General features: G+C 36.5%; 15 protein-coding genes and 1 CRISPR repeat array. Of the genes, 3 read left to right on the top strand and 12 right to left on the bottom strand.

Going from position 1 to position 14,125, the window contains the following annotated elements; translation table 11 throughout:
- Nucleotides 1–43 precede the first annotated feature (43 nt).
- Nucleotides 44–982 carry an AraC family transcriptional regulator gene (locus CRS_RS03885; protein ID WP_142722782.1) on the bottom strand — a complete coding sequence of 313 codons (939 nt, stop codon included), beginning with the start codon at nucleotides 980–982 and terminating at the stop codon, nucleotides 44–46.
- Nucleotides 983–1,124: 142 nt separating this feature from the next.
- Between CRS_RS03885 and CRS_RS24330 the strand changes: the two genes are divergently transcribed.
- Complete coding sequence (locus CRS_RS24330) at nucleotides 1,125–1,283, top strand: hypothetical protein (RefSeq protein ID WP_172616996.1); 159 nt, start codon at nucleotides 1,125–1,127, stop codon at nucleotides 1,281–1,283.
- A 32-nt stretch (nucleotides 1,284–1,315) separates the two neighbouring features.
- The gene (locus tag CRS_RS03880) at nucleotides 1,316–1,570 is read left to right on the top strand and encodes a bacteriocin (protein WP_142722781.1); all 255 of its coding nucleotides are present in this window, start codon (nucleotides 1,316–1,318) and stop codon (nucleotides 1,568–1,570) included.
- Nucleotides 1,571–1,621: 51 nt separating this feature from the next.
- On the opposite strand, the gene CRS_RS03875 is transcribed toward CRS_RS03880, so the two are convergent.
- The 7 genes from CRS_RS03875 to CRS_RS03845 form a co-directional block, all read right to left on the bottom strand.
- Entirely contained in the window at nucleotides 1,622–2,701 is a 1,080-nt protein-coding gene (locus CRS_RS03875; protein WP_142722780.1) for a hypothetical protein, read from the bottom strand.
- Between the two features lie 83 nt (nucleotides 2,702–2,784).
- Nucleotides 2,785–3,876 carry a redox-regulated ATPase YchF gene (gene ychF / locus CRS_RS03870; RefSeq protein ID WP_142722779.1) on the bottom strand — a complete coding sequence of 364 codons (1,092 nt, stop codon included), beginning with the start codon at nucleotides 3,874–3,876 and terminating at the stop codon, nucleotides 2,785–2,787.
- A gap of 180 nt (nucleotides 3,877–4,056) precedes the next feature.
- Complete coding sequence (locus CRS_RS03865; RefSeq protein WP_142722778.1) at nucleotides 4,057–4,608, bottom strand: ferritin; 552 nt, start codon at nucleotides 4,606–4,608, stop codon at nucleotides 4,057–4,059.
- A 244-nt stretch (nucleotides 4,609–4,852) separates the two neighbouring features.
- Nucleotides 4,853–6,466 carry a glycoside hydrolase family 10 protein gene (locus tag CRS_RS03860; protein ID WP_142722777.1) on the bottom strand — a complete coding sequence of 538 codons (1,614 nt, stop codon included), beginning with the start codon at nucleotides 6,464–6,466 and terminating at the stop codon, nucleotides 4,853–4,855.
- Nucleotides 6,467–6,597: 131 nt separating this feature from the next.
- Complete coding sequence (typA, locus tag CRS_RS03855; RefSeq protein ID WP_142722776.1) at nucleotides 6,598–8,403, bottom strand: translational GTPase TypA; 1,806 nt, start codon at nucleotides 8,401–8,403, stop codon at nucleotides 6,598–6,600.
- A 135-nt stretch (nucleotides 8,404–8,538) separates the two neighbouring features.
- Nucleotides 8,539–8,745: a hypothetical protein gene (locus CRS_RS03850; RefSeq protein WP_142722775.1), complete on the bottom strand. Its 207-nt coding sequence runs from the start codon at nucleotides 8,743–8,745 to the stop codon at nucleotides 8,539–8,541.
- Nucleotides 8,746–8,856: 111 nt separating this feature from the next.
- Nucleotides 8,857–9,111 carry a DUF1294 domain-containing protein gene (locus CRS_RS03845; RefSeq protein WP_142722774.1) on the bottom strand — a complete coding sequence of 85 codons (255 nt, stop codon included), beginning with the start codon at nucleotides 9,109–9,111 and terminating at the stop codon, nucleotides 8,857–8,859.
- 362 nt (nucleotides 9,112–9,473) lie between these two features.
- Here CRS_RS03845 and CRS_RS03840 point away from each other — a divergent pair, with 362 nt between their 5' ends.
- Nucleotides 9,474–9,830, top strand: a complete 357-nt coding sequence (locus CRS_RS03840) for a hypothetical protein (RefSeq protein WP_142722773.1) — start codon at nucleotides 9,474–9,476, stop codon at nucleotides 9,828–9,830.
- Between the two features lie 69 nt (nucleotides 9,831–9,899).
- On the opposite strand, the gene CRS_RS03835 is transcribed toward CRS_RS03840, so the two are convergent.
- From CRS_RS03835 to CRS_RS24325, 4 genes are all read right to left on the bottom strand, one after another.
- Entirely contained in the window at nucleotides 9,900–10,577 is a 678-nt protein-coding gene (locus CRS_RS03835; protein ID WP_142722772.1) for a YceI family protein, read from the bottom strand.
- 343 nt (nucleotides 10,578–10,920) lie between these two features.
- Nucleotides 10,921–12,661: direct repeats of the CRISPR family, unit length 47 nt; unit sequence GTTGTGAATTGCTTTCAAAAATTATTATCTTCGTGATTAGTCACAGC.
- A gap of 57 nt (nucleotides 12,662–12,718) precedes the next feature.
- A complete protein-coding gene (cas2, locus tag CRS_RS03830) occupies nucleotides 12,719–13,057 on the bottom strand; it encodes a CRISPR-associated endonuclease Cas2 (protein ID WP_142722771.1) in 339 nt (112 codons plus the stop codon).
- Nucleotides 13,054–13,947 carry a type II CRISPR-associated endonuclease Cas1 gene (gene cas1, locus CRS_RS03825; RefSeq protein WP_142722770.1) on the bottom strand — a complete coding sequence of 298 codons (894 nt, stop codon included), beginning with the start codon at nucleotides 13,945–13,947 and terminating at the stop codon, nucleotides 13,054–13,056. The genes cas2 and cas1 overlap by 4 nt, the downstream gene beginning before the upstream one ends.
- A 19-nt stretch (nucleotides 13,948–13,966) precedes the next feature.
- A complete protein-coding gene (locus CRS_RS24325) occupies nucleotides 13,967–14,116 on the bottom strand; it encodes a hypothetical protein (RefSeq protein WP_172616995.1) in 150 nt (49 codons plus the stop codon).
- Nucleotides 14,117–14,125: the final 9 nt, after the last annotated feature.

The following is a 14,125-nucleotide window of genomic DNA, read 5'->3' as shown; positions in this document are numbered from 1 at the left end:
TGAAGTGTTTGCTTGAATCAATCTGAAATTTGCAAAATTCAAATCAGGACCGAAATTCCAATGGAGTAAAGGTTGTTTTTCTTTTAAAGAAATTAGAAAAATGGGCAATTTCTTCAAATCCCAGGGCATAAGATATTTCCGAAACATTCCATCTCGTCTGTTTTAAAAGTATTTTAGCTTCCTGAACGATGCGGTCGGAAATCAGTTCAGTAGTTGTCTTTCCAGTGCTTTCTTTTAATCTTTTATTCAGATAATTCACGTGAACCGCAAGCCTGTCTGCGTAATCCTTAGCCGTTTTCAATTGCAGCCTCTGTTCCCAGGATTCAATAGGAAACTGCCTTTCCAACAACTCTATAAATAAAGAAACAACCCTCAAGGAAGCCTCATTGGATGCTGATATTTTGGATGCTGGCTGCAATTTTTGCCCATAATGAATCAATTCCAGTACATAATTTCTGATCAGATCATATTTAAACACATAATCGGAGTCAATTTCTTTTTTTATTTTTTCAAAAAGAGTCTCAATCTCTTTTGCGAGTTCATCATCAATTTCAAAAACAGGTACTCCTCCGGGCTGAAAAATAGGAAGATCTTCCAGATTGTAGTACGATTTATCTTTAATAAAAAAGTCTTCTGTAAAAACACAGAAACTCCCTGACTGATTGGGATCTTCAGGGATCCAATGATAAGGAACTTTAGGCGTTGCAAACAATAAGGCATTCTTTTTTATAGAAATTACTTTATCTGCATACTCTGCCCTGTTTCTACCTTTTATAAAGCTTATTTTATAATATTTTCTTCTGTTATAAGGCATTTCAGAAGTAGCTTTTGCTCTTTCGAGTGTCTGGGCAATATCGAAAACATTAAAGTGCCCTATGTCTTTATGAAGCCCCTTGGGAAAAATACTGTCAAGATCTTTACCCAGTTTGGCAGCCATCTCTTTGTAAAAATCTTCCAGTGAAGTGTGTGCTATTTTTTCCATATCAGATGATTTGTAAAATTCAAATATACGAAGTTATACCTATTAAAAATTTCCAATTAAAACATGTTTTTTCCATATATCGTGATATACTTCATTTATTTTTCTTACATTCGTTAAAACTAACCTATTAAAAATCAAATCAATGAAAAATCAAATCAATCAAATCGGAAAGAAATTAAACAAAAAACAATTAAGAGTAATTACCGGCGGAAAGGAAATGTGCCTGCTTCCTGATCTTACCTGTAAGAGAATTTCTTTTGCCTGCGCAGAGATACAATGCCAACCTGGAATTGAATTGTAAGACCTAAAAAACTAAACCATAAAAACTAATTAATGAAAAATCAACATTTAAAAAATGGAAAAAAACTCAATAAAAAAGAGTTAAAGACAATTAAAGGAGGAGTAATGATATGTACTCATAGTGGTGGTGGATGCGCACAAATTCATCCTTCATGTTATGAGCGGCAATGTCGCCCCGGTGTAACAATGGAATGCATGCCAGGAAACGGACCAATGGTATGTTCTGTTATTTCATTTAATTGCGTAGAGCCACCATGCTGGCCAAATTTAGAACCAGCAATGTCATAATATAATGAAACCGCTTTCCTGTTAGGAAGCGGTTTTTTTATTGTTAAATGACTAAATAACAGTACCTCCGATATTCTTTAGCATCCATTTTCCTTTTACATATTCTGCCTCATACTCATTTGTAAAACTGCTTCCTGATTCATGAATATAAAATGTATCAGGATCCTTATCGCTTCTCTGAATCCTCGAAATACCCTGATCTGTTATATCTGTCATTCTTGTGTAATAGGTTTGTCTGTTTTTATTTTCCGGAATGAACAAAACCCTAAGTTCGGGATTAATCCCTTGAAAATAATTACAATCAGTTTTATAAACCTGAAATGTATAATGCAGTCTTTTCATATCCGCAGTTCCATAGTCCGGCAGCAAAAGTTCGTAAAGCTGTGTGAACTTATTGTTTTCAGATCTGAACATAGGATTCATATCTTCAAAATCATTGATCCCATCGCCATCTGTATCCTTATTTTCCGGATTAAGACCAAAACTTCTTTCAAAAATGTCATTATATCCATCATCGTCAGAATCCTTCATCAAATCCTTCAGATTTATCTTAAACATTTTTCCGTCTTCCATTGCTGAATAATCATCATAGCCGGGAAGTCCCTCAACTTTTATGATTTTCACAAGACTTCCTTCCAACTGAAGAAATCCATCTTTTATAATAGGATTTTCCTGAACTTCATTTATATAGTAATGGCTGAAACTCAGTCCAAGAAAATAAGCTTCAGGTATATCATGTTCGATTTTGAGTAACCAAAATCCCAATCTGTTCCGTCCCAAGCCATACATTATACCAGCTGTCTGCTGTGACGAATAAAGCATAAACTGATCTGAAAACTTTTCACTGAACACTTTGAAATCATTCTCCAGTCTTTTTTCCATTTTTACATATCTCTCAGATCCTTCGTGAGTATAGGAACCGATGCTGTCTTTCTTAAAGCTTCTGTATTTTTTAAGACTGATGATTTTCAGATAATCAGGCTTTTCATTTAATATTTGTTCTACTGTAAATGGCTTTTGTTCCTTATAACTTTCAAACACCTGGTCTCTGCGGTTTACAAAACAGTTTTCTTCTGCCGATTTTGCGCATGAGAAAAATAGAATAAGGCTTGCGAAATAAAAGATTTTCATGGTTAAATTTTAATACACCAATGCAAAAAACGCTCCCAAATACATGGAAGCGCTTTTCTTTATAACTAACTTTAATACTTTTCTTATACATTGAATCTAAAGTGCATGATGTCACCATCCTGTACGATATATTCTTTACCTTCAACAGAAAGTTTTCCGGCTTCTTTTACTTTTACTTCCGACCCGTAATTGATATAATCGTTATACTTGATCACTTCGGCACGGATAAATCCTTTTTCGAAGTCTGTATGAATAACTCCCGCTGCCTGTGGAGCAGTCCATCCCTGTCCGATAGTCCATGCTCTTACTTCTTTCACTCCGGCAGTAAAATACGTCTGAAGTTTTAAAAGATCATAAGCTTTTCTGATCAAACGGTTAACTCCCGGTTCTGTAAGCCCTAATTCTTCAAGGAAGATTTCTCTTTCTTCAAACGTTTCAAGTTCATTGATATCCGCTTCAATCTGTGCCGCTAATACAACTACTTCTGCCCCTTCATTCTGAGCCATTTCTTCGATCTTACCAATCCACTCATTTCCGTTTTTGATGGAGTTTTCATCTACATTACAAACGTAAAGTACCGGCTTATTGGTCAATAACTGAACTTCTCCGATAATTGATTTTGTAAGATCATCTACAGCAAATTCTCTTGCATTTTTACCATCCTCAAGGAATTTCTGTAAATTCTGAAGTGTTTCGTAAGTAAGGATATCTTCTTTCTTACCGGATTTAATGAATTTTTTAGCTTTCTCAACTGCTTTTCCTACGGTTTCAAGGTCTTTCAGCTGCAGCTCAATATCAATAATTTCTTTATCTCTTAACGGATCTACTGAACCTTCTACGTGAACAATGTTTCCATTATCAAAACATCTCAAAACGTGAATGATCGCTTCACACTCGCGGATATTGGCTAAGAACTGGTTCCCCAATCCTTCTCCTTTGCTGGCTCCTTTCACAAGACCTGCAATATCAACAATTTCAACTACAGCCGGCAAAACTCTCTCAGGTTTTACGATTTTCTCCAGTTCAAACAATCTCTGGTCCGGTACAGAAACCGTTCCAAGGTTCGGTTCAATAGTACAGAAAGGATAGTTTGCTGATTGAGCTTTAGCATTGCTCAGACAGTTAAAAAGAGTTGATTTACCCACATTCGGTAAGCCTACGATTCCACATTTCATATTGTAAAATTCAAAGTTTAAGGTTTAGGAGCAAGTCAAGGTTTCTACAACTTTAAACATTGAACTCTGAACCTTGAATTACGAGTGTGCAAAGATAGTGATTTTTGGGTGAGTTTCATAATAAAAAAATCTGTCGGTATTCCGACAGATTTTGAAAAGGCTGGATTTCACCGAATCGTCTTATGGATTATCTCCTGTAGCTTCCTGAGCCAACGGAACATCATTCGGTGCTTCCTGTAAAGTTTTATCTAAAGTAAATAAAGATTCATCTGTGGCTCTGTCACCACCTGCAATTTTCAGTTTATCAATAAGATTCTGAGCTAATGTTTCCTCTTCAATCTGCTCCTGTACAAACCATTGCATAAAATTCCATGTTGCCCAGTCTTTTTCTTCCATAGAAAGATCTACAATTCTGTAAATAGCGGTTGTATTGTCAACTTCATGTTTAAAAACCCCGTCAAAACAAGCGGTGAGATTTTCAGGATCTGCCGGAGGAGCCGGAATAGCTTCTACTTTTGGTTTTCCTCCTCTGTTTAAAATATATTCCATGAATTTGATTGAATGATTTCTTTCTTCCTGAGCATGGCGGTAAAGGAAATTGGCAATTCCCTGATATCCTTTATCATCAGCCCAAATTCCATAAGATAAAAAAACGTGTGATGCATGAATTTCCTTGTTCATCTGATCACTCAGTGCTTTTTCCATGTTGTCGGAAAGTCTTTTAGTATTCATAATGTTATATTTTGGTGATTATGGGATTACTCATGCAAAAACAGTTCCGATAAGGTTATTATTTTATATTAAAATTTACAAACCACTTTAAAACACAATTGATTTTCAGTAATTTAAATTAATAATTTATAGTTATTCTAAAATAAAAACCAGCTCTTTTCCAGAACTGGTTTTTAAATTTATTATTGAAATTGACTCACCAAAAGGTTCGCAATGACATATTGGGTAGCAGGTCATAGCCCAACTATTTAATTCTTCTGGCTGTATAATCACTTTCGTTTCCTAACCTGTCGATGGCTTTAATAGCTACAGCATTCAGTTTTTTACCGTCTCTGAATTTAGGAATATCTTTTGAAAGGGTGTCCAGCGTTAAAATTTCCGTCTGCCATACTCCGTTATATTGTGTGAAGAGTACCCAAAGGAAAACTTCAGCAGCATTTTTTGTACTCCAGCCTGTCTGGGCAAAACTTCCGTTATCTGCAATAAACAATGTGGGAGCTTGTAATGGAACAGCTTTTATCCACGGTGATTTCGGTATTAATGCTTTTTCACTGTAAGGACCGCTTTTCAAAGCAGGAAGCATGTTGGGATTCTTGGTCAATCCTGCAATGCTCCAGTGAATTTCTCCCGCATCATTTTTCAGGATATTTCTTGAAATGGCAATCTGGTTTTTGATTTCTGTCGGGCGATCTGACACTTTGATCTCAACAGTATTCAGACCGGGCCATAAGTGGCGGTTCATGGTATTTTCAGACTGCCACCAGCTTAACAGGGCTTCAAAGCTTTGCCCTTTGGAATCAATCGGCCAATACAGCTGTGGGGAAAAATAATCTACCCAGCCTTTATTTAACCATAATTTAGCATCGGCATAGAGCTCATCGTATTGGGATGAACCTACAATTCCTGCAGGATATCCGGGTTTCCAGATTCCGAACGGGCTGATCCCGAACCTTACATTATTCTTTTCTGCGTGAATTTCCTTATAGATACGTTCTACAAATTTATTAACGTTATCTCTTCTCCAGTCTGCTCTGGACAAAGTACCTCCACTGCTTACATAAGCATTCCAGGTTGCATTGTCAGGAAAATCCGCACCTTTATTATAAGCTGCATACGGATAGAAATAATCATCGAAATGAATGGCATCAATATCATATCTTTTGACAATATCCTTTACAATATTTGATACATGTCCCTGTGTTTTCGGATTGGCCGGATCAAACCAATACATTCCGTTCTTTAACCGGACCACAATATCGGACAGCTTATTCACCATTGACTGGCTGCTGACTGCTCCTCCATTGGTGTGGTGTGCCCGGTATGGATTTAACCAGACATGCAGCTCTAACCCTCTTTTGTGAGCTTCTTCAATCCAAAACTGAAGCGGGTCATAGTTGGGAGAAGGTGCAGTTCCTGTTTCTCCGGTCAGGAAATAAGACCATGGTTCGATATTGCTTGTATAGAGAGCGTCCGCTGAAGGTCTGATCTGGAATATTGCAGCGTTAAAATTATTGTCCCTGAGCATATCAAGCATACTGATTGCCTCTGCTTTCTGCTGCTCTACTGTAAGATCGTTTCTTGAAGGCCAGTTGATATTCGCAACACTCGCAATCCAGGCACCACGGAATTCTCTTTTGATTTCCGGAAGATTGGTCCTGAAACTTTCTTCAGTTGATGCTGTTCCTGTTACTGGTTTTGTCGTTACAGGATTTACTTTTGGTGGGTTTGTATTGTTGGTTGGTTTTGTCGGGTTCTTCGTGGAAGGTGTTTTTACAACATTGTTCTGAACGGAACATGAGGTGGTGTAAGAAGCAAAAACACCCAATAAAACGATAAGTTTTAATTTATTCATTCTCATAGTCACAAAACTACTTTAAAATTTATTTTTTATTTCTCAGAGATTATTATGCCAAAATAAGCATTTTAATGAGTTGGTATAGAAAAAAAGCCTCGAAAATCGAGGCTTTGATTTTATATATAAAATTTTTATTATGCTTTTGCAGATCTCTCTACTCTTTTTCTCTCTTCTTCAGAAAGGATTTTCTTTCTCATTCTGATAAAGTTCGGAGTAACCTCGATCGCTTCATCAGCCTGAATATATTCCATACATTCTTCCAGTGAGAATAAGATTTTCGGAGCAACCCCTGTATCTTTATCTTTTCCAGCCGCACGCATGTTGTTCAACTGTTTTGCTTCCACGATATTCACAACCAGATCTCCAGGTTTGTTTTGTTCTCCAACGATCATTCCAGTGTAGATTTCCTCACCCGGATCAACGAAGAATTTACCTCTATCCTGCAGTTTGTTGATTGAATATTCTGTCGCAGGACCTGTAGTTTTACTGATCAGTACTCCGTTGTTTCTTCCCGGAATAGCTCCTTTGAAAGGCTTGTATTCTGTGAAACGGTGTGCCATGATAGCTTCACCAGCAGTAGCGGTCAACATCTGAGAACGCAATCCGATCAATCCTCTTGAAGGAATTTCGAACTCCATGTGCTGCATTTCTCCTTTAGTTTCCATAATGTGAAGATCTCCTTTTCTTTGTGTAGCCAGGTCGATAACTCTTGAAGCATATTCTTCAGGAACATCTACTACTAAAGATTCGTAAGGCTCACAGCTTACACCATCTATTTCTTTCAGGATAACCTGTGGCTGACCAATGGTCATCTCGTATCCTTCTCTTCTCATAGTTTCGATCAAAACTGACAAGTGAAGAATACCTCTACCGAATACTAAGAAAGTGTTAGCATCATCAGTCTGCTGAACTCTTAAGGCTAAGTTTTTCTCTAATTCTTTTGTTAATCTTTCTTTCAGGTGGTTAGATGTAACATATTTACCATCTTTACCGAAGAAAGGTGAATTGTTGATAGAGAATGTCATGTTCAGGGTAGGCTCATCGATAGCCGTTCTTTCCAATGGTTCAGGATTTTCAAGATCTACGAATGAATCACCGATCTGGAATGCATCGAAACCTACTACAGCACAGATGTCTCCTGCCTGTACTTCAGTTACTTTTTTCTTTCCCAGTCCTTCAAAAACGTAAAGTTCTTTTACTTTTCCTTTTACTATTTTACCATCTGCCTGAGCAAGACCGATCCACTGGGATTCTTTGATCTCTCCTCTTGTCACTTTTCCGATCGCAATTCTTCCTAAGAAAGAAGAGTAATCAAGGGAAGTGATCTGCATCTGAAGGTTTCCTTCCGTTACAGTAGGAGCCGGAACATATTGTAAGATCCCATCTAATAATGGTAAAATATCTTCAGTTTGTTCTAATGAAGTGTTGAACCAACCTTGTTTAGAAGAACCGTAGAATGTTGGAAAATCCAGCTGTTCTTCAGTAGCCTCAAGATTGAAGAATAAATCAAATACCTGATCATGAACTTCGTCTGGACGGCAGTTGGGTTTATCTACTTTATTGATAACGACTAATGGTCTTAATCCTAATTCTAAAGCTTTCTGAAGTACGAATCTTGTTTGTGGCATTGGTCCTTCAAACGCATCCACCAACAAAATAACCCCATCAGCCATTTTCAATACTCTTTCTACTTCTCCACCAAAATCGGCGTGACCAGGAGTATCAATTACGTTAATTTTTGTGTCTTTATAAGTAACAGAAATATTCTTGGATAAGATCGTGATCCCTCTTTCTCTTTCAAGATCGTTATTATCCATAATTAACTCCCCACTCTCCTGATTTTCTCTGAAAATGTTGGTAGCGTGAATGATCTTGTCAACCAAAGTCGTCTTTCCGTGGTCAACGTGTGCGATAATCGCAATATTTCTAATGTTTTGCATAAAAGATTTTTACGGGTGCAAAAGTAGTGATTTTTAATGAAAAAATATTTAGTTATCCAAATATTTAATATTTTGTTTAAAATACGATTGACAAGACCATAAAAAAGAGTGCCCCAAAAGCACTCTCTAAATTATTTATACGCAAGCCTGTATTTCGCATGGATCTACTGCAGGCGGTTCTCCACATATGATGTCAAATGCCGCACAGTTACTGGATGACCCGGTGGCCCATCCCCATCTTACGACACACGTGTCTGCATCTTTACATCTTACCATTCCTTTTACGATTCCTCCCTGAACTGATTTCATTTCGGTTCTGGAGATTTTTCTAAGATTTCTCATGTTGTTTTGTTGTATTTGTTATTAGCATGATAAATTTATAAAAAATACCTAACAAAAACTATTTCATTTCAATATTTAACATTTGAAAACAACATGGTAGTTATGCATATATCAATGCCTCATCAATCGGTAAAACAATACCAGGTCAATCAATACCACCAGTATAAATTTTACCAGAAACGGTTTTTTGGAAACTTTATGATTGAAAATAATCATTCCGGAAGCAGCTCCTAAAATTCCACCCAGAAGAGAAATTCCTAAAAGAGTATTCTCTGAAATTCTCCATTGATGTTTTTTGGCCTGCCATTTATCAAAGCCAAAAGCTCCAAATGTAATCAGATTTGTGATGAACAGAAAAGGTAGCATTCAAAATTAATTTGCTGCAAAAGTAAAATTTAATTTATAAGGTTGTTTAAACTTTTATAATCATTATTTTAACCATAAAAGTCACAAAAGTTTTAGACACTTAAGTCTTTTCAGAACCAGGCCTTGTGCTTTAAGCACACCTAAGTTTTGTGAAAATCTTTGATTTTCATTTTATGTGAACTTTTCTGCGGTATCATTTTAAACTTACTTAAGTGAACTAAAGTATTTTAAAGTGAAACCTTTTGTGACTTTTGTGCTGGGTAAAGTTTAAACAACTTTTTCACATGAAAAATTCCAAAGTTTAATTTGTAGCGCTATCAGAACAGATTTCATAAATTTGCCGTTCCTAAAAAATAAAATCAATGACAGTACAGGACCTGGCAGGAAGCTACTCTATTGAAGGAAGTAACCAGGAAGAGTCTTCCCTGCCCACTTATCACGGTATATTAACCCTAACCATTGATGAAAACAACCGTATCATTGCTCAATGGATGATCGGTGATCATATACAAAATGGCACCGGATTCTACAAAGACCAGATTTTAGTCATTAACTTCAGCTACGAAGGGGAAGATCATAAAATCTATAAAGGCGTTGCCGTATACCGATGTCTAAGCAAGGATATCCTTGATGGATTCTGGTCTGAAAAGCACGGTAATCCTTTGTATCTTGGAAGTGAATATGGTGTAAGGATTCAGACTTCAAAAATTTTGAACTGATTTTTTTGACGTAAAATAAAAAAGCTGCCTTGTATTTAGGCAGCCCAGAGGTATTGAAATTTAAATACCTTATTTTTTAGCTTTCACATCAATAGCAATCTCAATATCCTTGCTGATCATCCATTCTGCAGGATCTGCTTCTGAAGTACCGAATTTGATTCCCCAATCTGCTCTGTTTACAGTGAATTTAGCCTGAATAGCTGCTGAGTTTTCAGTAACATCTACTTTAGCAGGGAAAGTAACATTCATTGTTTTTCCTGATAATGTAAGGTTTCCGCTTACTGTTTTGTTAGCTCCTGCTACAGCATCTTTTGGTGCTTCTTTCAGATCAGTAACACTTGTAATTTTGAAATCTGAAGTAGGGTTTTTCGCTACATCAAAGAAATCTGGGTTTTTAAGGTGAGCCTCAAGATCTGCCGGTTTTTTATCTTTCTCCGTTACTGAAGCCGGATCTACTTTAATAGAATTCATATCGATAATAAAGTTTCCTGCTGCAACCTGACCTGCATCAACACTGATATCTCCTGATTTTACTGTAAGCGTTCCCCAACGAGGTGCCATACCTCCTTTATGGAATGCCTTCCAGTTTACTACAGACCCTGCTGTATCTACAGCAAGTGTTTCACCTTTGCTCTCTGCTACTTTCTGCTCCTGAGCAGTAGCTGCAGATTCTGCCGATTTTTCTTTATTACATGATGCTAAAAGCAATCCTACTCCTACTAATGCAATTACGCTAATTTTTTTCATATTGAACTGTTTAAAAAAGTTTGAATTTTGTCGTTTTCGGGTACAAAAATAGAAAATCCTATCGGGAGGCACCTTACCATACATCAATAAATGTGGTATTTTTATATAAATTATAAATCTTTTTGCAGGGATATTCTTATCTTCGTGATTAGTCACAGCCTATGAAGCCAGGATAGAAGGGTGGTGGCAGTTGTGAATTGCTTTCAAAAATTATTATCTTCGTGATTAGTCACAGCGTCTTTAAAATTCAAAACTCTCGAAGTCCTGTTGTGAATTGCTTTCAAAAATTATTATCTTCGTGATTAGTCACAGCGATCTAGATGAAAATACAATCACACCTGTCGTTGTGAATTGCTTTCAAAAATTATTATCTTCGTGATTAGTCACAGCTTGTATAATTATTAATTAATTAAAGTATTTGTTGTGAATTGCTTTCAAAAATTATTATCTTCGTGATTAGTCACAGCCAATAGCATTTAATGGATCCATCGCTTTAGGTTGTGAATTGCTTTCAAAAATTATTATCTTCGTGATTAGTCACAGCGGCGTTGTAATGGAAAAGGTTTGGATAGCTGTTGTGAATTGCTTTCAAAAATTATTATCTTCGTGATTAGTCACAGCCAGGGTTAGGATTGTTAGTAAATATAAAGGGTTGTGAATTGCTTTCAAAAATTATTATCTTCGTGATTAGTCACAGCGAAGAAGTTCCATCTATGGTTATACCTGTAGTTGTGAATTGCTTTCAAAAATTATTATCTTCGTGATTAGTCACAGCAAAATGAAGATATGCCTAATAGAATATTACGTTGTGAATTGCTTTCAAAAATTATTATCTTCGTGATTAGTCACAGCGTCTTTCCTTCATTAGCTAACGCCATAGTGGTTGTGAATTGCTTTCAAAAATTATTATCTTCGTGATTAGTCACAGCCACGCCACATTCTATCGTACTGCTCTCGTGGTTGTGAATTGCTTTCAAAAATTATTATCTTCGTGATTAGTCACAGCCACCTCCATCACCTTTACGTATCTGCTCTAGTTGTGAATTGCTTTCAAAAATTATTATCTTCGTGATTAGTCACAGCAATACGGCTTGGCAACAATATTACGCCCCGGTTGTGAATTGCTTTCAAAAATTATTATCTTCGTGATTAGTCACAGCTTTCACTTGTAACATCCTCACCTACATGGAGTTGTGAATTGCTTTCAAAAATTATTATCTTCGTGATTAGTCACAGCACTCCTTATTGGATAGTTTGTAAAAACAGGGTTGTGAATTGCTTTCAAAAATTATTATCTTCGTGATTAGTCACAGCTGCAACCCCCTAAATAATATTCCGCTTCCTGTTGTGAATTGCTTTCAAAAATTATTATCTTCGTGATTAGTCACAGCCATTCACTGGTAGGAATACTATACGCCTTAGTTGTGAATTGCTTTCAAAAATTATTATCTTCGTGATTAGTCACAGCTCCAACCATTATTGTTTTCAATTCCATGCAGTTGTGAATTGCTTTCAAAAATTATTATCTTCGTGATTAGTCACAGCTAAAACCCCGGGCGACTGAAATGATCGAGTGTTGTGAATTGCTTTCAAAAATTATTATCTTCGTGATTAGTCACAGCATTTAGCACCACCCGCTGCACCACCATAAAGTTGTGAATTGCTTTCAAAAATTATTATCTTCGTGATTAGTCACAGCCTTCCGTAAGTGGTAGCGCAGTAATAGTGTGTTGTGAATTGCTTTCAAAAATTATTATCTTCGTGATTAGTCACAGCTCAGCCAAATTGCTGACACACGACACGATAGTTGTGAATTGCTTTCAAAAATTATTATCTTCGTGATTAGTCACAGCGAATAGTATTAGCAGGAGCACCTGCAGACTGTTGTGAATTGCTTTCAAAAATTATTATCTTCGTGATTAGTCACAGCTTATTGAAGCTTTACCATAACAGCCGGAGTGTTGTGAATTGCTTTCAAAAATTATTATCTTCGTGATTAGTCACAGCTTACTATGAAAATCTCTTACCTAAGGTTGCGTTGTGAATTGCTTTCAAAAATTATTATCTTCGTGATTAGTCACAGCCTCAAAATTTAATCCACTGAATTTCAGTGGATTTATTATCTAATCAGGATTTAAAAATCAGAATAATTCAAGCTGTTGAAAGGTCGGATGCGGCTCTTCTTTATTCCTGGCAAAGAAGATTTCAATATCTCCAAATTGTTTGTCCGTGATACACATAATGGCGACCTTCCCGGCTTTCGGCAGCATAAATTTCACTCTTTTGATATGAACCTCAGCATTTTCACGACTTGGACAATGACGGACATACATAGAAAACTGAAACAAGGTAAATCCGTCATCAATCAAACTCTTGCGAAAACGATTGGCATCTTTCACATTCGCTTTAGTTTCAGTCGGCAAGTCATATAATACTAAAACCCACATAATTCGGTATGCATTAAACCTTTCGGCGTTCATAACAGTTCAGGATAAGAAATCAATCTTTTTTCGCCGGTATAGCATTTATAAAGCGACGAAGCTGTTGTTTTAACAGCAACCAGCAATGGTCTTGTTTTATCATCAATACTCACATCTTTGGTTGCAATCTGTAAAATATGAGCTTTAAATTCTTTCGTTAACTCTTCTGTATCGGGATGAATCTTTAACCATTGCATTACCAATAAATCAATGAAAGGACGATAAGGTTCCATTATATCGTCTGCCAGGCAATAGGGATTGTATTTATTTTTATGAAAAATTCCAAGAACAGGCAGCAATCCTGTTTCCACTATAGCTCTGGCGACAATACTTCTGAGCACTGCATATCCAAAATTAAAAAACTGATTGGGTGATTCTCCGAAACGCTGTCTCAGGAAATCCAGACTGATCAGATATTTCCAGTAATGCTGAGCTGCAATCCCTTCCATATTGGTTATATCTCCAGACTTTACGTTTCTTTGATAATCAATCATAGGTTCGTAATAGTTTCCCAACTTCATCAGTACATTTTTCTGATTTTCAATTTTACATTCCACCGTTTGTTTCCAAAGCTGTTTTTTAAGCGGCTCACTGGCTTCCAGCTGATCTTTTACCCTGTTGGAATGTTCCGTATGACCATACAGCGGAAGCATTACGCCGTGGGGTAAATGATGTGCATCACAACTAATGACCACCACATTATTCCCCATCATCTTCTGAATCAGATTGTGCGAAATGGTAATCTGGTAATGGTCCAGCATGAGTAAGCCCAAATCTTCCACAGGAACACTTCCCTTTTCCGTTTTGGTTTCCGGACAGAGGATTTTCATCTGCTCATCTTTGAGTTTGAGATAAGCGGGATTACCGATGTAGATGGAACGGGTGATCATGGTTTTAAGTTTGAATTATTTAACTATAATATTCATTAAAAATATACTCCATATCATCAGCGAAACCATAGCCACAATATTCTGACCATTTAACACATTGTTCAGCTCTTGCTTTAAAAGATTGTAAAAGATTATTTCTCTTTAAAAATTCCAGTGCTGCTTTTGACATAATACATTT

Origin of the sequence: Chryseobacterium sp. ON_d1 (assembly GCF_006829085.1) — a bacterium.
GTDB lineage: Bacteria > Bacteroidota > Bacteroidia > Flavobacteriales > Weeksellaceae > Chryseobacterium.
This window is presented reverse-complemented; position numbering and strand designations above follow the sequence as displayed.